The sequence below is a fragment of the Microbacterium sp. genome, assembly GCF_030149085.1.
In the GTDB taxonomy this organism is placed as follows: domain Bacteria; phylum Actinomycetota; class Actinomycetes; order Actinomycetales; family Microbacteriaceae; genus Microbacterium.
This window is the reverse complement of sequence record NZ_JASBSF010000036.1, coordinates 1-18,537: the sequence shown is the minus strand read 5'-3', so window position 1 is coordinate 18,537 and position 18,537 is coordinate 1. Positions and strand designations below refer to the sequence as shown.

General features: G+C 68.2%; 19 protein-coding genes. 11 read left to right on the top strand and 8 right to left on the bottom strand.

From position 1 onward, the window contains the following. The 3 genes from Q1V87_RS01495 to Q1V87_RS01485 form a co-directional block, all read right to left on the bottom strand. On the bottom strand, positions 1–782 hold a 782-nt coding region (locus Q1V87_RS01495; RefSeq protein WP_300590553.1), incomplete at its 3' end, for an ABC transporter ATP-binding protein. Then, on the bottom strand, positions 772–1,752 hold the full coding sequence (locus tag Q1V87_RS01490; RefSeq protein WP_292709866.1) for a branched-chain amino acid ABC transporter permease: 981 nt from the start codon (positions 1,750–1,752) through the stop codon (positions 772–774). The genes Q1V87_RS01490 and Q1V87_RS01495, both read right to left, overlap by 11 nt. A gap of 13 nt (positions 1,753–1,765) precedes the next feature. Then, on the bottom strand, positions 1,766–3,010 hold the full coding sequence (locus Q1V87_RS01485) for a branched-chain amino acid ABC transporter permease (protein WP_300590555.1): 1,245 nt from the start codon (positions 3,008–3,010) through the stop codon (positions 1,766–1,768). A 283-nt stretch (positions 3,011–3,293) separates the two neighbouring features. Here Q1V87_RS01485 and guaB point away from each other — a divergent pair, with 283 nt between their 5' ends. The 8 genes from guaB (at position 3,294) to Q1V87_RS01445 (ending at position 10,233) form a co-directional block, all read left to right on the top strand. Beyond that, entirely contained in the window at positions 3,294–4,796 is a 1,503-nt protein-coding gene (gene guaB / locus Q1V87_RS01480; protein ID WP_292799876.1) for an IMP dehydrogenase, read from the top strand. A gap of 210 nt (positions 4,797–5,006) precedes the next feature. After that, positions 5,007–5,858: a DUF559 domain-containing protein gene (locus Q1V87_RS01475; RefSeq protein WP_300590552.1), complete on the top strand. Its 852-nt coding sequence runs from the start codon at positions 5,007–5,009 to the stop codon at positions 5,856–5,858. 169 nt (positions 5,859–6,027) lie between these two features. Then, positions 6,028–6,306: a DUF2277 domain-containing protein gene (locus Q1V87_RS01470; protein WP_195693077.1), complete on the top strand. Its 279-nt coding sequence runs from the start codon at positions 6,028–6,030 to the stop codon at positions 6,304–6,306. Positions 6,307–6,478: 172 nt separating this feature from the next. Further along, a complete protein-coding gene (locus Q1V87_RS01465) occupies positions 6,479–7,273 on the top strand; it encodes a ThiF family adenylyltransferase (protein ID WP_292709874.1) in 795 nt (264 codons plus the stop codon). Further along, a complete protein-coding gene (gene glp / locus Q1V87_RS01460) occupies positions 7,270–8,490 on the top strand; it encodes a gephyrin-like molybdotransferase Glp (RefSeq protein ID WP_300590551.1) in 1,221 nt (406 codons plus the stop codon). The genes Q1V87_RS01465 and glp overlap by 4 nt, the downstream gene beginning before the upstream one ends. Continuing rightward, positions 8,487–8,957 carry a cyclic pyranopterin monophosphate synthase MoaC gene (moaC, locus tag Q1V87_RS01455; RefSeq protein ID WP_300590550.1) on the top strand — a complete coding sequence of 157 codons (471 nt, stop codon included), beginning with the start codon at positions 8,487–8,489 and terminating at the stop codon, positions 8,955–8,957. The genes glp and moaC overlap by 4 nt, the downstream gene beginning before the upstream one ends. Positions 8,958–8,986: 29 nt before the next feature. Further along, positions 8,987–10,000: a DUF6457 domain-containing protein gene (locus Q1V87_RS01450; protein WP_300590549.1), complete on the top strand. Its 1,014-nt coding sequence runs from the start codon at positions 8,987–8,989 to the stop codon at positions 9,998–10,000. After that, complete coding sequence (locus tag Q1V87_RS01445) at positions 10,000–10,233, top strand: MoaD/ThiS family protein (protein WP_292709882.1); 234 nt, start codon at positions 10,000–10,002, stop codon at positions 10,231–10,233. Before Q1V87_RS01450 ends, Q1V87_RS01445 begins: the two co-directional genes overlap by 1 nt. 118 nt (positions 10,234–10,351) lie before the next feature. On the opposite strand, the gene moaA is transcribed toward Q1V87_RS01445, so the two are convergent. The 4 genes from moaA to Q1V87_RS01425 are packed head-to-tail and all read right to left on the bottom strand — an operon-like array spanning position 10,352 to position 14,773. Then, entirely contained in the window at positions 10,352–11,452 is a 1,101-nt protein-coding gene (gene moaA / locus Q1V87_RS01440; protein ID WP_300590548.1) for a GTP 3',8-cyclase MoaA, read from the bottom strand. Next, on the bottom strand, positions 11,449–11,889 hold the full coding sequence (locus Q1V87_RS01435; RefSeq protein ID WP_300590547.1) for a molybdenum cofactor biosynthesis protein MoaE: 441 nt from the start codon (positions 11,887–11,889) through the stop codon (positions 11,449–11,451). Before Q1V87_RS01435 ends, moaA begins: the two co-directional genes overlap by 4 nt. After that, a complete protein-coding gene (locus tag Q1V87_RS01430) occupies positions 11,889–12,413 on the bottom strand; it encodes a MogA/MoaB family molybdenum cofactor biosynthesis protein (protein WP_300590546.1) in 525 nt (174 codons plus the stop codon). The genes Q1V87_RS01435 and Q1V87_RS01430 overlap by 1 nt, the downstream gene beginning before the upstream one ends. Further along, complete coding sequence (locus Q1V87_RS01425) at positions 12,410–14,773, bottom strand: FdhF/YdeP family oxidoreductase (RefSeq protein WP_300590545.1); 2,364 nt, start codon at positions 14,771–14,773, stop codon at positions 12,410–12,412. The genes Q1V87_RS01430 and Q1V87_RS01425 overlap by 4 nt, the downstream gene beginning before the upstream one ends. Before the next feature lie 157 nt (positions 14,774–14,930). Between Q1V87_RS01425 and fdhD the strand changes: the two genes are divergently transcribed. Continuing rightward, the gene (gene fdhD / locus Q1V87_RS01420; protein ID WP_300590544.1) at positions 14,931–15,809 is read left to right on the top strand and encodes a formate dehydrogenase accessory sulfurtransferase FdhD; all 879 of its coding nucleotides are present in this window, start codon (positions 14,931–14,933) and stop codon (positions 15,807–15,809) included. On the opposite strand, the gene Q1V87_RS01415 is transcribed toward fdhD, so the two are convergent. Next, complete coding sequence (locus Q1V87_RS01415; RefSeq protein ID WP_300590543.1) at positions 15,752–17,239, bottom strand: DHA2 family efflux MFS transporter permease subunit; 1,488 nt, start codon at positions 17,237–17,239, stop codon at positions 15,752–15,754. The two genes, fdhD and Q1V87_RS01415, sit on opposite strands and share 58 nt — an antisense overlap. A gap of 94 nt (positions 17,240–17,333) precedes the next feature. Here Q1V87_RS01415 and Q1V87_RS01410 point away from each other — a divergent pair, with 94 nt between their 5' ends. Then, complete coding sequence (locus tag Q1V87_RS01410; RefSeq protein ID WP_300590542.1) at positions 17,334–17,915, top strand: TetR/AcrR family transcriptional regulator; 582 nt, start codon at positions 17,334–17,336, stop codon at positions 17,913–17,915. 167 nt (positions 17,916–18,082) lie between these two features. Then, positions 18,083–18,537, top strand: a 455-nt coding sequence (locus tag Q1V87_RS01405; protein ID WP_300590554.1) for an IMP dehydrogenase, incomplete at its 3' end; no start/stop codon positions are given.

The window sequence follows — 18,537 nt, the reverse complement described above, 5'->3', positions numbered from 1 at the left end:
CCCTCGGCGACGATCTTGCCCTCGGCCATCACGACGACCCAGTCGGCGATGTGACGGACCATGTGCATGTCGTGTTCGACGAACAGCACCGTCATGCCCTCGTCCTTCAGGTCCAGGATGTGGTCAAGCAGCGACTGCGTGAGCGCAGGGTTCACCCCAGCCATCGGCTCATCGAGCATCACGAACTGCGGCGAGCTCATGAGGGCTCGCGCCATCTCGAGGAGCTTGCGCTGGCCACCCGACAGGCTCGCCGCGAAATCGGACTCCTTCGCGTCGAGCTTGAATTTCTTCAGCAGCACGCGGGCGCGCTCTTCGATCTCGGCATCCTGCTTTCGCCACAGGAACGGGAAGAGGGACGCTAAGAAGCTCTCGCCCCGCTGCCCCGTCGCACCGAGCTTCATGTTCTCGAGCACTGTCAGAAGTCCCAGAGCCTTGGTCAGCTGGAACGTGCGCACCGCGCCCATCCGCGACACCTTGAACGCGGGAACTCCCGCGAGCGCTGTGCCATCGAAGGTCCACGACCCCTCATCGGGCTTGTCGAAGCCGGTGAGCAGGTTGAAGAACGTCGTCTTTCCGGCACCGTTCGGGCCGATCAGGGCGGTGATCGCATTCCGCGGGATCTCGAGGTGCTCGACATTCACGGCGGTCAGGCCGCCGAACGTGCGCTTGACGCCGTCGGCGATGATGATCGGGTCGACCTTGGCGACACCCGGGCGGATCTCACCCTCATGAAGGCCTGTCGTCTTGGGGCGCGCTACCGGCGCGAGCGGCTCATCGGACAAAGCTCAACTCCTTCTTGTTCCCGAGGATCCCCTGCGGGCGGAAGATGATCAGCAGCATGAGCGCGACCCCGATCAGGACGAAGACCGACTGCTGTGCCTGCTCGCGCGAGAGGAAGGGCAAGAGCCCGGCATCCACCAGCGCGGGAAGGAGGTTGGAGAGGAACGCTCGCACGACCCAGAACAACACGGCGCCGAGCACGGGGCCGAAGATCGTCGCCGCCCCGCCCAGCAGCAGCGCCGTCCAGATGAAGAAGGTCTGCGAGGTCACGTAGACGTTGGGGTTGACGTTCGTTCCCATCGCCGTGACGATGCCGCCGGCGGCGATGATGACGCCACCGATGACGAGGGCCTGCATCTTGAACGAGAACACGTTCTTGCCGAGCGACCGCACGGCATCCTCGTCTTCTCGGATGCCCTTGATGACGCGTCCCCAGGGGCTGCGCATCAGCGACCAGGTGAACAGCACGGCTACCGCGGTCAATGCCAGGCCGATGATGATGACCCACCACTGATCGCTCGTGTACGTCCACGGGCCGAAGCCATAGGTCCCCTGCGGCAGCGGGTTTGCCGCACGGAACTCGGCCTGGAAGCCGAACAGGCCGTCAGCAGAACCGGTGACGTCCTTGTAGGCGGTCGAGAGGAACAGCAGCCGCACGACCTCGGCGGCGGCGATCGTCACGATCGCGAGGTAGTCGCCGCGAAGACGCAGCGTCGGGATGCCGAGAATCAGCGCGAACACCGCTGCGAGCACGAAGCCGACGAGCGCCGCCGCCCACCACGGCAGCCCGAACGTCAGGATCGAGATCGCGAAACCGTAAGCACCGACTGCCATGAAGCCGGCGACACCCATGTTCAGCAGGCCCGCGAAGCCGAAGTGGATCGACAGGCCGATAGCCGCCAGCGCGAAGCCGAGGGTGGTGGGGCTGAGGATCTGGCTCAGCGTGTTGCTCAGAATCTGACCGAAGTCCATCGTCGTACCCCCTTCAGCCCACTCGCTCTTTTCGACCCAGGATGCCCTGTGGTCGGAAGAGGAGGATCAGAATCAGGACGACCAGCGCGCCCACATACTTGAGATCGTCGGGAACCCCGAACAGGCTCGTGGTCTCGACGAGGATGCCGACGATGAGGGATCCGACCAGGGCGCCAAGGGCGGTGCCGAGGCCGCCGAGGACCACCGCGGCAAACAGCAGCAGCAGGATGCTCGAGCCCATGTCCCACTTGATGCCGGGGCGGAAGTAGGCCCACAGGACGCCGGAGAGCCCGGCGAGGGAGGCCGCCAGGATCCAGACGATCCGTACGATCGCGTCCACGTCGATTCCGGATGCCGCCGCCAGCGATGGGTTGTCGGACACTGCCCGCGTCGCGCGCCCGATCCGACTGCGCGTGAGCCACAGAGCGAAGAGGATGATCACGACGACCGAGATGACCATGCTGAGCAGGTCCATCCAGGTCAGCACGATCGATCCCGGCAGCGGGATGACGCCGGAGAGCGGATTGGGCAGCTGCAGGGTGCCGCCGCCGACGAACATCTGGAAGATGTAGCGGAGGGCCAGCGAGAGCCCGATCGACACGATCATCAGCTGTACGACGCCGAGGCCCTTTCGGCGCAGGGGGCGCCAGAGCCCGGCATCCATCGCGTACCCGAATGCACCTGACACGATCACCGCCAGCGGGACTGCCACGAGCAGCGGCAGACTCAATCCCACGGCGAACAGCAGCGCTATGAGGGCCCCGAAGGTGACCATCTCGCCGTGGGCGAAGTTCGAGATCCCGGTCGTGCCGTAGACGAGCGACAGGCCGATGGCCGCCAGCGCCAGCATCAACCCGAAGTTGACGCCATTGACCAGCCGCTCTAGCAACTGATCGATGAAGCTCGTCGTGTTGCGTTCGCCTTCACCGATGAAGAAGTTCGTCGTGACGCGGCCACCCGGCCCGACGGTGACCTCACGGACATTGGGCGAGGTGTCTTCGCCGGTCTCGTCGATGACAGCGATGCCCTCGGGGAGCGTCTCCTCGTTGAGGGTGACTGTGTAATCAGCATTGCGTTCGGGCACCCCGACCGACCACTGCCCGCTGGCGTCTGTCTCGACTGTCTGTTCGCCGCCGGGACCGTCCACCGTGAGCTCGACGCCCTCGAGCGGCTCGCCCTCGAGCTGCACGTTGCCGCTGATACGGTAGGGATCGTCCTCGGCCGCGTGCGCCGCGGTCGGCAAGGCGAGAAGGCCCATGAGGGTCAGTGCCAACGCCAGAAGCGCACCCGCGCGATTGCGCGTCGTCCTGGCTCGGGCATTCGGATGTGTCACTCAGACCTCCCGGACGGCAACGGCCGAGGAAGTCGCTTCGACCGTGATAGACGACCGTACGAGCGTAATGTGTCGGCGGTGTTTCCGGGGCATATTCGGCTGAGAACGATCCCAATCCGTTGCCGAGCCCACCGCGGCCGCCGCCCGGGAATGCCGGCGTGCCCGCGAACGTAGAATTCTCTATAAGGCTCGCGACCGCAGGAGAAGCATGGACACTCACGACCCGTTCGGATTCGTCGGACTCACCTATGACGACGTGCTTCTGCTGCCGGGTCACACTGACGTCATCCCGAGCGAGGCCGACACCTCATCGCGGGTGACGCGCCGCATCACCGTTGCGATCCCGCTCATTTCCAGCGCTATGGACACCGTCACCGAGGCGCGGATGGCGATCGCGGTCGCCCGAGAGGGAGGCCTCGGCATCCTGCACCGGAACCTCTCGATCGAAGATCAGGCATCTCAGGTCGACCGCGTCAAGCGCAGCGAGTCGGGCATGATCTCCGACCCTGTGACCACGACTCCCGACGCCACGATCGAAGAGGTCGACGCGATGTGCGCGACCTACCGCATCTCGGGCCTCCCCGTCGTCGACGACGACGGGACGCTCGTCGGCATCGTCACCAACCGCGACATGCGGTTCGTGTCGGGCTTCGAGCGCAAGACCACCCTCGTCAAGGACGTCATGACCAGCGAGGGTCTCATCACGGCTCCCGTCGGGATCGGCGCGAACGATGTCATCGCCACCTTCGCCAAGCATCGCGTCGAGAAGCTCCCGCTCATCGACGATAACGGCAAGCTCGCTGGCCTGATCACCATCAAGGACTTCGATAAGAGCGAGAAGTACCCGCTTGCCACCAAGGATGAGCACGGCCGCCTACGCGTGGGTGCTGCGATCGGGTTCTTCGGCGACGCGTGGGAACGCGCCGAGGCGCTGCGGGATGTCGGGGTGGATGTTCTCGTCGTCGACACCGCCAACGGTCAGTCGGCGGGCGTCATCGACATCGTGCGACGGCTCAAGGCTGATCCGTCATTCGCGGGCATCGACATCATCGGCGGCAACGTCGCGACCCGTGAAGGCGCGCAAGCACTCATCGACGCCGGGGTGGATGCCGTGAAGGTCGGCGTGGGCCCCGGGTCGATCTGCACGACCCGCATTGTCGCCGGCGTCGGCGTTCCGCAGATCACTGCGATCTACGAGGCCTTCCAGGCTGCGCGAGAGGCCGGGGTTCCGGTCATCGCCGACGGTGGCCTGCAGTACTCGGGCGACATCGCCAAGGCCCTGGTCGCGGGCGCGGACTCGGTCATGATCGGGTCGCTGTTCGCCGGCACCGACGAAGCCCCGGGCGAGATCGTCTTCCAGGGCGGCAAGCAGTTCAAGCAGTACCGGGGCATGGGATCGCTCGGTGCGCTGCAGACGCGCGGCAAGAAGACCTCCTACTCAAAGGACCGTTACTTCCAGGCCGACGTCCCCACCGACGACAAGCTCATCCCCGAGGGCATCGAGGGGCAGGTCGCCTATCGCGGTCCGCTCGCGGCAGTCGCCTACCAGCTCGTCGGTGGCCTGCGGCAGTCCATGTTCTACGTCGGTGCCCGCACCGTCGAAGAGCTCAAAGCCAAGGGCAAGTTCGTCCGCATCACGTCTGCCGGCCTCAAGGAATCGCACCCGCACGACGTGCAGATCGTGGTCGAAGCCCCGAACTACAAGCGCTGACCCGCGGCATCCGTCTGTCTCGCCGCACCCGTCTCGGGTCCGCGAGGTTCGCAGATTCGCGCCAACCCCGCACTTTCTGGCCTGAAGCCTGTGGAGTTGGCGCGATTCTGCGACGTTGGCGGCTCCTCCCCAGCGCAGCCGCGCCGCCAGGAGCGTGCAGAAGGATGCCGTCCGCGGTCGTTGCGCTCGCTGACGGCACAGACTCGCGGTGTGACGTCAGAGCTCGAAGAGTGGTTGCGGGAACGGCGCGGCATTGCGCACCGGAGCGACGTCTTGCGTGCCGGGTACGGGGTCGCGGCATTGCGCGGGTTCGTGCGGGACGGGAGGGCACGCGTCATCCGTCGCGCGTGGGTGACCCTTCCGGATGCCGCGCCCGATCTCGTCACCGCGGCCACCGCGGGCGGGCGGATTTCGTGTCTGTCCCTCGCGCGCAGAAGGGGGTGGTGGATGCCGCCAGACCTGGACCCGCATCCCCATCTGCATATGGTCCCCGGCTCCGGTTCTGCGCGCCTTCCGGACGGATGGCCAGGACGGCTCCACTGGACGATTCCTCTCTCGCCGCCTGGCCGCGACCTCACGGCGACGGTTGAGGATGCTCTGGCTCACGTCGCTGGATGCGTTCCCCATGACGCGGCTCTCGCCGTGTGGGAGTCCGCGGTTCGTGTGGAAGGTCTTGCGCCCGAGGCGCTCAGGTGCATCCCCTGGACCTCCCGGGCCGCGCGAGAGCTGGCCGGGGAGGTTATCGGGCTCTCCGACTCGGGGCTGGAGACCCTCGTCGTCCTGCCGCTGCGCCGCTGGGGCGTTCCGGTGGTGCAACAGGCGAGGATCGCCGGACGGTTCGTCGACCTCCTGATCGGCGAGCGGCTCGTGCTGCAGATCGACGGGTTCGCGCATCATTCCTCAAGCGCGCAGCGCACGAAGGACATCGCGCACGACGCCGAGCTCGCGCTTCGCGGATACACCGTCATGCGCTTGAGCTACGCGCAGATCGTTCACGACTGGCCGGCAGTCGAGCGCAGCATCCGTCGCGCCCTCGCGGCACGTCTGCACCTCGCATCCTGAGCCCACCCGCGCCGCGTCCCTGCATCATCCAGGTCCGCAGAATCGCGCCAGGTTCGCAGGATGCCGCGGCAATCGTGCGAACTTCGCGTGATTCTGCGAACTTCGTGGCGCCAAGCACGGCCCGGGGGTGGGGTGGTCGAGCCGCGCGGGGCGGGCGTATGGTCGGGGCATGTGCCGGAACATCCACACCCTTCACAACTTCGAGCCGGCTGCGACCTCGGATGAGGTGCACGCGGCGGCTTTGCAGTACGTCCGCAAGATCGCCGGGACGACCAAGCCGTCCAAGGCCAACCAGGATGCCTTCGACCGTGCGGTCCACGAGATCGCCCACGCTACCCAGCACCTGCTCGACGACCTCGTCGCGGTGACGCCGCCGAAGAACCGCGAAGAAGAGGCCGCCAAAGCCCGCGCGCGGGCCATCGCGTCGGGGCGCTACTCGGTCGCGTAGGGCAGCTCGCGGAATCCGGGAGCTGGCCTCTGCCAGCGTGCCCCAAGTCCGCAGAATCGCGCGAGGTTCGCAGGATTGTGCCCCACGGATGCGGAGTTGGTGCGAATCTGCGGAGTTGGCGCCGGCTGCCCCGCGAGGCCCAGGCGTGCTGGCGCGGGGCTAGCGTAGGGACATGTCACTTCCCCCTCTCGTCGCGCCCGTCGATGCGCTGACGGATGCCGAACGCGACCGCACCGCGCGCCACCGAAAACTCTTCGCTATCGGTGACCTGGGTCAGCGCCGCCTCGCTGCAGCCCGCGTCGCGGTCGTGGGAGCCGGTGGGCTCGGGTCCTCCGTCATCCTGGCCCTCGCCGCCGCCGGCGTCGGAACGATCGGCATCATCGACGACGACGTCGTGGACCTGACCAACCTGCACCGGCAGATCATCCACTCCGTTGACACAGTCGGCGAGCCGAAGACCGAGAGCGCCGCGGCTCGTGCGCGCGGCCTCGCACCCGGCGTGCGGGTGATCGAGCATCCGGTGCGCCTGACCGCGGCGAACGCGCTCGAGATCCTGTCTGGCTACGACCTCGTGCTCGACGGGTCTGACACCTTCGAGACCCGCGACATCGTGGATGCCGGGGCCGCAGAGCTCGGACTGCCGGTCGTGTGGGGGAGCGTGCTGGAGTTCTGGTCGCAGGTGACCGTCTTCTGGTCGGCGCCACCCGCCGGCGTGGATCCGGTGCGCCTGAGCGACCTGTTCCCCGTCGGATCGACCGGCCAGGTCGTCACGTGCGAGCAGGTCGGCGTGCTGGCCTCTGTCTGCATGCAGACCGGGTCGCTCATGGCATCCGAGGCGATCAAGCTCATCGTCGGTGAGGGGCGCCCGCTGCTCGGGCGGATCGCCGTCATCGACGCCCTCGCCGGAACGATGCGAGAACTCCCGGTCCGCTCGGCATCCGCCGTTCCTGCGCCGTCACACGCATGAGCTTCACGCGCACTGTCGCCGAGCATCGCGACGCGATCCTCGCGGCGACCACGCCCTTGACGCCGGTGCGGGTCTCCATCACGGATGCCTGGGGTCGCACGACCGCGGAACCTGTCGTTGCGACCCTCGAGATCCCCGCCTTCGACAATTCCGCGATGGATGGCTACGCCGTCCGGACCGGCGACGGAGCCGTCCCGCGCACCGTCGTCGCCGACATCCCGGCAGGCGTTGCCCCCGGCGCCAGCATCGGGCCCGGGGAAGCAGCCCGGATCATGACAGGCGCTCCGCTTCCGGCGGGAGCCGACGCCATCGTGCCGCACGAGCAGACCGCGGAGCCGTTCCGTGACGTCGCGCCGGGATCGGTCATTCACCTCGACGCCGCGCCGACCCCCGGCGCGCACATCCGCGGCCGGGGAGATGACGTCTCGGTCGGGGATGCCGTGGTCGCGGCAGGCGAGCGGCTGGGCGCGTTGCAGCGATCGGCGGCGGCAGCGGCCGGTGCGGCATCCGTGCTCGTTCGCCCGGCCCCGCGCGTTGTGGTGATCGCCAGCGGCGACGAGCTGGTCGCGCCTGGTGAGCCTGTCGGGCCGGGGCAGATCCCCGAGTCGAACGGGCTGCTGCTCGACGGACTCGTGCGAGCAGCTGACGGTGTGGTCACCGAGCTCATCCGCGTCGGCGATGACCCGGCGGTGTTGCGGCGGGTACTCGCCCGCGTCGAAGCCGACTCCCCGGACGCGATCGTGCTGACCGGCGGGGCGAGCGTTGGAGCCTACGAGGTGGTGCGGGAGGTGCTCGAACCGACAGGTGTGCAGTTCCTGACGGTCGCGATGCAGCCCGGCAAGCCGCAGGGGCACGGCGCCGTCGGCGGCATCCCGGTCTTCTGCCTGCCCGGGAACCCCGTGAGCGTCGCCGTGTCGTTCGAGGCATTTGTGCGCCCGGCGCTGCTGCGGATGCAGGGCAGACATGACGTGCTGCGCCCGATCGTGCGCCTGCGAGTCTCGACCGGATGGCGCACGCCGCCCGGTCGCGAGCAGTTCATGCCCGTCGCAATCGATCGGTCGGATCCCGCGGTATGGACGGTGCGTCCGGCGACAGCGGGCGGATCCGGTTCCCACCGCGCCGGTGCGCTCGCGCTTGCGGAGGCGTGGGCAGTGGTTCGGGCATCCGTCGAGGAGGTGGCCGCGGGCGATCTCGTCGATGTCATGCTGGTGACATGAGTTTCACGCACCTCGACGAGTCCGGTCACGCCCGCATGGTGGATGTCACCGGCAAGCAGCCGACGGTGCGTGCGGCCTCCGCGCGCGCCTTCGTCTCGATGGCTCCCGGCACCGTCGCGGCGCTGCGTGAGGGCAGTGTGCCGAAGGGTGATGTGCTCGCGGTCGCGCGGATCGCCGGTATCCAGGCCGCCAAGCGCACCCCCGAACTGCTGCCGCTCGCGCACGTTATCGGGGTGCACGGCGTCGTCGTGGACCTGCAGATCGAGGATGCCGGAATGAGCATCACCGCGACGGTGCGCACCGCCGACCGCACCGGGGTCGAGATGGAGGCGCTGACCGCCGTGACCGTCGCTGCGCTCTCGGTGGTCGACATGGTCAAGGGCATCGACCGCACCGTCACCATCACGGATGCCTGCATCACCGCCAAAGAGGGCGGCCGCTCGGGATCGTGGACGCGTGCGGAGTGATGCCTGACGACCCGGTTTCAGGTCCGGGTGTGTCCGCCCCCCGTTCGCGAGCCCGGATCGGTGCGATCATCCTGTCGGGAGGCCGGGCATCGCGGATGGGCGGTGTCGACAAGACCGCCCTGGAGGTCGCTGGTCGGTCGATGCTGCGACGTACGACGGATGCCGCGCTCGACGCGTGTGATGGGACAGTCATCGTCGTCGGCGCCCCGCCGGCCGACCCGGCGACGGGTCGCTACCCTGCCGAGGCCGGGCCGAGTGCAGGATCAATGCCCTACGGAGCCGCGCCGACGGGTACGGGTGCGCCGTTCATCCTGCGTTCGGGACAGTCGGCCGCATCGCGCGTCGTGGTGATGCGCGAGGAACCGGCAGGAGGCGGGCCGGTCGCCGCGATCACCGCAGTGATCGGCCGCGTGGATGCCGACGAGGTGCTGCTGTTGGCCGGCGACCTCGCCGCAGGCGATCGCACCGTGGCGGCCCTCGTCGCGGCGGGTCGGGGCGACTCCGCAGGCGTGGACGGGATCGTGCTCGTGGACGGTGCCGGTCGCCGCCAGTGGCTCTGTGCCCGGATTCGGACGCAGGTGCTCGCCGAGGCCACTGCCAGACTGACGAATCCGGTGGGGGCGCGGATGAGTGATCTGTTCGCCGGCCTGCACTGCCGAGATCTGCCGGATGCCACCGGGGTGACGACCGATGTCGACACGTGGCAGGATCTGTCCCGTGCCCGGTCTCGAGAGTCAGGAGCCCGCATGAACGACCGCACCCTTCCGCCCGAGGCGCTCGATGAGTGGTCCTCGATCCTGCGCGACCGCTTCGGTCTGGATGCCGAGCAGGTTCCGATCGCGCTCGTTCTCGACCTCGCGCGCGATGTCGCGCATGACGTCGCGCGCCCCGCTGCGCCGTTAAGCGCTTTCGTCGCAGGGCTCGTTGCCGGCCGTGCGGGCGGCAGTCCCGACGACACGGCGGCTGCCCTCGCCGAAGTCGTTGCGCTCGCCGGCGCGTGGGCCGAGGGTCGTGCTCCTCGCAGCGACGGGAGCGGAGTCTGATGGCGACGGTTCGCTACTTCGCCGGCGCAGCTGACGCGGCCGGTGCCGAGGAAGAGATCCGCGGCGAGGTGACGCTCGACGCCCTGCGCGCTGCGATCGTGCGTGACCACGAACGCCTCGGATTCGTGCTGCCGCGGTGCGCGGTGCTCGTCAACGGAGAGCGCACGGATGCCGATATGCCGCTGTCGGCATCCGATGTCGTCGACATCCTGCCGCCCTTCGCCGGCGGCTGAGCGCGTCCGAAGTCCGCAGAATCGCGCGAGGTTCGCAAGATGAGGCCGTGGCGGTGCGACGTACGCGCGATTCTGCGAACCTAGCGCGGGCACGTCGCGGGGGCGTGGATGCCGGGGGTCAGCCGCCGATCGCGCTCATGGGGCGCTGGGGCTGGAGGAATCCGGGGTCGTCGATGCCGTGACCGGCGCGCTTGCCCGCGATCGACCGGCGCAGCAGCTCGGCTATCGCGTCGTCGTCAGCCGGAGCCTGGCCCTCGGTTCCGCGCAGTAGCGGCAGCAGATCGGACTCCTCGCGGGCGAACAGGCAGTTGCGAATCTGCCCGTCAGCAGTCAGCCGCACGCGGTCGCACGCGCCGCAGAACGGAGCTGACACCGACGCGATGAGCCCGACAGTGGTCGGCCCGCCATCCACGAGGTAGTCCTGCGACGGCGATGAACCGCGCTCGCCGATCGGTGTGAGCGTGAAGCGCTGCGTGAGCTTGTCGAGAATCTCGCTGGCATCGACCATCTCGGTGCGCGACCAGGTGTGCCCGGGATCCAGCGGCATCTGCTCGATGAACCGCATCTGCGCGCCGTTGTCGACCGCGAACTGCACCAGGTCGACGATCTCGTCGTCGTTGACGCCGCGCATCGGCACCGCGTTGAGCTTGAGCGGCGAGAACCCGGCGCGGCGGGCCGCACGGATGCCGCGCAGAACGTCATCCAGGCGATCGCGGCGCGTCAACTCCGCGAAGCGGCCCCGCCGCAGCGTGTCGATCGAGACATTCACCCGCGCAAGACCCGCCTCTCGCAGCGGCTCGGCAAGCTCGGGGAGCTTGAGTCCGTTGGTTGTCATCGACACCTCGAGCGGGCCCGCGACACCCTCGATCGCGGCCACGCGACGCACGACATCCACGATGTCGCGGCGCAGCAACGGCTCACCGCCGGTCAACCGAACCTCGACGATGCCGAGGCTTGCGAGAACGCCCGCAACCCGCACGATCTCGTCAGTCGTCAGGATGCTGCTCTTGGCGAGCCATTCGACACCTTGCTCAGGCATGCAATAGGTGCAGCGCAGCGAACAGCGATCGGTCAGCGAGATCCGCAGGTCCCGATGGACCCGGCCGAACCTGTCGACCAACTGCCCGCGCGAGCCGGGTGCCGCACGCTCGCTGGGCGCTGCATCGACGCCGTCGGGGCGGGCGAGCGTCGTCGGCAGGGGCAGGGGGACCGCACTCATGCGTCGAGCCCCACCCAGCTCGCGGTGCCGTCGTGCTCGTGCTGACGCTTCCAGATCGGTAGGTCGGTCTTGATGCGCTCGATCAGCGACCGGCACACCTCGAACGCGGGAGCGCGGTGGGCGCTCGAGACTGCGACGACCACGGCGAGGTCGCCGACAGCGAGCTTTCCGATGCGGTGCGTGACGGCGATGGAGCACTCGGCGTCAGTCTCAGCGAGACAGGACGCCGCGATCTCGCCCAGAATCCGCTCGGCGTCCGGATGCGACGAGTACTCGAGAAGCGTCACCTCACCGTGCGCGCCCGGATCGTGGTCGCGGACCGTGCCGATGAAGGTAGCAATGCCGCCTGCCGTCGGGCCGGATACCGCCGCGATGTGCGCCGCGAGGTCGAGGGGTACGTCGCTGATCCGTGCGATCCGCACGGCATGCTCTGTCATCAGTGATCACCGCCCGTGAGCTGATCGAGCACGTGCGGCAGCAGCGGCAGCAGCGTCTCGAGGCCCTCAGTGGCACCGCGCGTCGAGCCGGGTAGATTCGCGATCACCGAACCGGGCCCGTCGACGACGCCGACGATGCCGCGCGAGAGCGCAGCCATCGGCGTGGATGCCGCCCCCTCGCGTCGCAGCAGTTCGGCAAGGCCAGGAATCTCCCGGTCGATGACTGTGTGAGTTGCCTCGGGAGTGCGATCGCGCGGCCCCACTCCCGTGCCGCCGGTCGTGATGATCACGCGGGCACCGGCATCCAGCGCCCGACGGATGCCGCCGGCAACCGATTCCTGCCCGTCGGCGACGACGGCTGCGACATCGCACGCATACCCCGCTTCGACAAGTCGCCGCACGAGCCCCGGTCCTGTCGCATCCGGACGCTCCCCGGATGCCGCGCGGTCGGATGCCGTCACGACGGCAGCGCGAACGCCCGCCCCGCTCGAGGCTACGACGGCAGCATCCGTGGCGGCTGTCACGAGCTCGGCCGCCCCGCCGCCGTGTCAGTGCCAGCGCCCGAACCCCGGCGCTCGAGCCGGATGATCACGGATTTCGAGGTCGGCGTGCCCGAACCGTCGGCCGTCGAATCCAACGGAACGAGGACGTTCGTCTCGGGGTAATAGGCCGCGGCGTTGCCGACGGGGGTGTCGTAGTGCACCACCCGGAACTCCTCGGCACGCCGCTCGGTTCCGTCGGTCCACACCGATACGAGGTCGACGATCTCGCCGTCGGCGACGCCCGCGGCTTCGGCATCCGTGCTGTTCACGAGTACGACGCGACGCCCGTCACGGATGCCGCGGTACCGGTCGTCCTTGCCGTAGATCGTGGTGTTGTACTGGTCGTGGCTGCGCAGGGTCTGCAGCAGCAGGTGTCCCTCGGGGATCGTCGGGTACTCGAGCTCGTTGGCTGTGAAGAGCGCCTTGCCGGTGACTGTCGTGAAGCGGCGCTCGTCACGGGGGCCGTTGGGGAGGAAGAAGGTGCGCCCCTTCGCGATGCGCGCCTCGTAGTCATCGAACCCCGGAATGACGGCCTGGATGTGCGCGCGCACCGTCGCGTAGTCGGCCTCGATGGCTTTCCAGTCGGCCCGGGGAGCATTCGGTAGGGCGTTGGGCCCTGCGAACAAGCGCTCGGCGATCCGAGCGACGATCGCCACTTCCGACAGCATGTCGTCGGCGGGGGGCTTCAGACGCCCTCGCGATGCGTGGACAGCGCCCATGGAATCCTCGACGGTGACGCGCTGGTCGATTCCGCCGCGGTGGTCGCGATCGGTGCGGCCGAGAGTCGGGAGGATGACGGCGCGCGTGCCGGTCACGAGGTGCGAGCGGTTGAGCTTGGTCGAGACCTCGACGGTGAGTCGGAGGTTTCGCATGGCGGCTTCCGTCACGGCGGTGTCGGGGGTGGCTGAGACGAAGTTGCCGCCCATCCCCATGAAAAAGCGCGCCTTGCCGTCGCGCATGGCCCGGATCGCTTCAACGGTGTCGTAGCCGTGCTTACGGGGAGCCGCGAACGAGAACTCCGCGTCGAGGGCCTCGAGGAACGGTTCGGGCATCTTCTCGTAGATGCCCATCGTGCGATCGCCCTGCACGTTGGAGTGCCCGCGCACCGGGCACACCCCAGCGCCCGGGCGCCCGACGTTCCCCTGCAGGAGGAGCAGGTTGACCACATCGCGCAGCGTCGCGACCGAGTGCTTGTGCTGGGTCAGGCCCATCGCCCAGCACACGATCGTCGCGGGGGACGCGATCACAAGACCGCCGATCTCCCGCATCCGTGCTTCGCTGAGGCCCGTCGCCGTTTCGAACTCGCTCCAGGATGCCGCCTGAATGAGGTCCGCGTAGGCGGCGAAGTCGCTCGTGTGCTGCGTCAAGAAGTCGGCATCCAGGATGCCGGGCTCTCCCGCGTCGACGCGACGCTCGTGCTGCTCGAGCAGGTGCTTGGCCAGCGCCTGGAACAGGGCCTGGTCGCCGCCCATCCGGATCTGCACGAACTGATCGGCGATCGGGGTGCCGTCCCCGATGACACCGCGCGGGATCTGCGGATTCTTGAACCGCATGAGCCCGGCCTCGGGCAGGGGGTTCACCGCGACGATCGTCGCGCCCTTCATCTTCGCTTTTTCGAGGGCGCTGAGCATGCGGGGGTGGTTGGTACCCGGGTTCTGCCCCGCCACGATGATCAGGCTCGCGTCGTGGATGTCTTCGATCGAGACCGTGCCCTTGCCGATACCCAGCGTCTGCGACAGGGCGACGCCGCTGGACTCGTGGCACATGTTCGAGCAGTCCGGGAGGTTGTTCGTGCCGAGGCCCCGCACGAGCAGCTGGTAGAGGAATGCTGCCTCGTTCGAGGTGCGACCGGACGTGTAGAAAATCGCCTCGTCCGGGCTGTCAAGACCGCGCAGTTCGTCGGCGATCAGGTCGAGGGCTTCGTCCCAGCTCGCTGGACGGTAGTGCGTGGCGCCTTCGTCGAGAATCATCGGTTCGACCAGGCGCCCCTGCTGCCCGAGCCAGTAGTCGTCGTGCTCCAGAAGGTCGGCAACCGAATGCCGCGCGAAGAAATCGGCAGTCACGCGGCGCACCGTCGCTTCTTCGGCAACGGCCTTGGCGCCGTTCTCGCAGAATTCGGCGATGTGGCGCTTGTCTTCCTCGGGCCACGCGCAGCCCGGGCAGTCGAACCCGTCCTTCTGGTTCACACGCAGCAGCGTCCGGGCGCTGCGCACCAGACCCATCTGCTCGATCGACATCTCGAGGGCGTGCATGACGGCGGGCACGCCGACGGCTTCGGTCGCTGGCGCCGAGACACGGAGCTTCGACTCGTCGATATCTGCAGTGGGGGCGGACTTTGCCATGGTGGATTCTCCGGGTGGACTCTCCGGCGGGAGCGGGTGACCTCTCCACGCCGCCGGTCGACGTCGACCTGTTCTCCCGAGACTAACGCCGATCCTCGGCATCCGGCCCCGTCGCGCGGGTGCGGGGCACAATGGGAACTGAACGAAGGGGTCCGAGATGGCAACAGGGATGACGCGGCATCGCGTGACCCGCGTGCGGTGGAACGAGGGCGCGGATGGTGCAACGACGTCGACGCGGGAGGATATCGTGGCCCGCGAAGAGCCGCTGGAAATCCGGATCGACGGCACCTCGTGGTCGGTGACGATGCGCACTCCCGGCGATGACTTCGACCTCGTGGCCGGCTTCCTCGTTTCGGAAGGCGTGATCGCGGCCAGGGATGAACTAGCCTCACTGCGCTACTGCGCCGGATTCGACGAGTTCGGTCGCCGGGAAGAGAACACCTACAACGTCATTGACGCCGTGCTGGGGCGTGGCGCGGTGCCCCCGACGGATGCCCACGCTCGCCACTCCACGACGACCTCGGCCTGTGGAATCTGCGGCACCACCTCGATCGAGGCTGTCAGCAAGCAGTCGCGCTTCGAGGTCGCAGACGACGGCATCCGGATCGATGCCGGCATCCTCGCGCGTCTTCCCGACGTGCTGCGCGAGAGCCAGGCCCTGTTCGACCGGACCGGCGGTGTGCACGCCGCGGGCCTGTTCACCGCCGAGGGGGAGTTGCTGTGCCTGCGCGAGGACGTCGGACGCCACAACGCCGTCGACAAGATCGTAGGGTGGGCCGTGCGCGAAGACCGTCTGCCGCTCTCAGGAACAGTGCTGCAGGTGTCGGGGCGCGCCTCGTTCGAACTCGTGCAGAAGGCGCGGCTCGCCGGTATCCCGGTGCTCGCGGCCGTCAGCGCGCCCTCGTCGCTCGCGGTGGATCTGGCGGCGGCATCCGGGATGACCCTCGTCGGGTTCAGCCGCGGCTCGAGTCTCGCGATCTACACCTGTCCCGAGCGCGTGCTCGTGCCGGCGACAGCCGAGGTCGCGACGGGCTGAGCCGGCGACTCCGACGCGGAACGTCCCGCAGGCAGCCAGAGGGCAGCGACCGCGCTGATCACCAGCACAATGCCTCCCACGAACACCGCGGGCCGCGCCGCCTCGACGTAGAGGTCGGGAACCAGCTCCCCGCCGGCGCCGAGGAAGATCGCCGTGAGCACCGCGGTACCGAGGGCGAGTCCGATTTCGCGCACCGTCGAGTTGACACCTGATGCCTTCGCGTGATCGACGATGCCGAGGGTAGCCAGAAGCGCCGTCGCCGAGGGTGCGAACACGAGGCCCATCCCGACGCCGGCGATCACGAAGGGGGCGATCATCGCGACGTAGGGGGTGTCGAGATCCAGGATGGCGGCGATCCAGAGCAGCGCTGTCGCCTGCAGCACGAGCCCCACGACCATCAGGATGCGGGTGCCGATACGCGGTGCGAGAAGACCCGCGAGCGGTGCGATCGCCATCGGCGCCAGCGTCCACGGCGTCGTACGCACCGCCGCCTCCCAGGGCGAGGCGCCCTGCACAACCTGCATGTACTGGATGAGCAGGAAGATCGCGCCGAACGTGCCGAAGCTGAAGCCGAAGCCCGCGATATTGGTCACGGTGAAGCTTCGGTCGCGGAACAGGCGCAGAGGAACGAGGGGAGCCGATGCTCGCGCCTGCCAGGCGACGAATCCCGCCAGGAGCGTGATGCCGGCGACAAGCTCCGCGATGACCCCGAATGATCCCCAGCCGTCGTCGTTGCCGCGAACGATCGCGTGGACCAGCAGGACGACGCTCGGGGCGATCATGACGGCGCCGATCAGGTCGAGGCGCACGCGTGCTCCGCGGTCGTTGCGCAGAGCCCACAGGGCGAAGGGGATCGCGACTATCGCGATCGGAACGTTCAGCCAGAAGATCGCCTGCCAGTTCCACCCCTCCATGATCGCGCCGCCCACGAGCGGACCGACGGCGACCCCGAGACCCGAGACGCCACCCCAGATCCCGATGGCGAGCGGGCGACGTTCGGGGGAGACGCCACCTGAGAGCAGAGCGAGCGACAGAGGGAAGATGCCGGCCCCGCCGAGTCCTTGAACGGCGCGAGCGACGATCAGCTGCGACGGATCGGTGCTGAGAGTTGCGAGCACCGATCCGATCCCGAAGACGGCGATTCCGATCGCGAAGACCGTCCGGCGCCCGAACCGGTCGCCCAGGGCGGATGCCAGCAGGATCGCGCCGGCGAAGGCGAGCGTGTAGGCGTTCACGAACCACTGCAGTTCCTCGACACTCGCGCCGAGGTCGCGGTGGAGCACCGGGAGCGCGTTGGTCATCACGAGGTTGTCGAGGGTTGCCATGAACATCGGTACGGACGCTGCCGCGACCACCAGGCCGAAAGCGCGCTGCCGCGGCGCGGCGCGTTGCGAGGGCTGCACGGGAGCCGGGTCGAGCGTGGTGGTCACGGACGCCTCCATTGATGTAATCGCATGATTACTTGGACTGTAGTAATCGACTGATAACATGTCAAGCATGGCTCATAACGGCACGCAACGACGCATGAGTTCTGACGAGCGCCGTGCCGAAATCCTGCTGGCGGCTCACGCTGTCTTCGGTGCGCGCGGGTACGAGGGAGCGACGACGGACGAGGTGGCGCGCGCTGCCGGAGTCAGTCAGCCCTATGTCGTGAGGCTCTTCGGGACCAAGGAGTCCCTGTTCCTGGCTGTGTTGCACGACGCCCTCGATCAACTGCTCGACGGATTCCGCGCCGAACTCGACGCCCCCGCCGACGCTCCGGCGCAGGAGCGTATGGGGGCTGTCTATCTTCGGCTTCTCCAGGTACGGGGACTCCACCAGACCCTCTCGCACGCGTTCCTTCTCGGCGGTCATCCGGTGATCGGACCCGCCGCCCGCCAGGGCTTCGTGAGGGTGTGGCGGTTCCTGCGGGACGACGTCGGATTCGACGCCAACACCGCCCAGGCGTTCCTCGCCGAAGGGATGCTGATCAACACGATGATCGGGTTGCGCCTCATCGACGAGGTCGACACGGATGACGGCATCCATGAGCTCTTCGACACCTGTTTCCCGACCACGATGCGCGCCGTCCGCGACGTCGCGCCCCGCGGCAACGAACCGTGGTGATGGCTGTGCGGCGCCTCTTCCGAGCGGCGAACCCACACCATTCGCCGCGAACCCACGCGATCCGGCGCGTATCGCGTGTGGGGTGGGACCGAAACGTGTGGGTTCGGCGCGGGGCTGGGATCACGCGCGGTATCGCCACACCCCACCGGTAGGCTGGGCTGGTGACCATGGAGATCGAGATCGGCCGCGCCAAGCGCGCTCGCCGCGCGTACTCGTTCGACGACATCGCCGTCGTTCCCTCGCGCCGCACCCGCAATCCCGAGGATGTCTCGACTGCATGGTCGATCGACGCGTTCCAGTTCGACATCCCGGTGCTCGGCGCCCCGATGGATTCGGTTGTGAGCCCGCAGACGGCGATCATGCTCGGTCAGCTCGGCGGACTCGGTGTCCTCGATCTCGAGGGGCTCTGGACCCGGTACGACGACCCCGAGCCGCTGCTGGCTGAGATCGCGTCTCTCGACGAGGCGACGGCAACCTGCCGGATGCAGGAGCTCTACTCCGAGCCGATCAAGCCCGAGCTCATCCGTGAGCGACTGCAGCAGATCCGTGACGCCGGAGTCACGGTGGCCGGTGCTTTGACTCCGCAGCGCACCCAGCAGCTGTACGAAACCGTGGTCGCCGC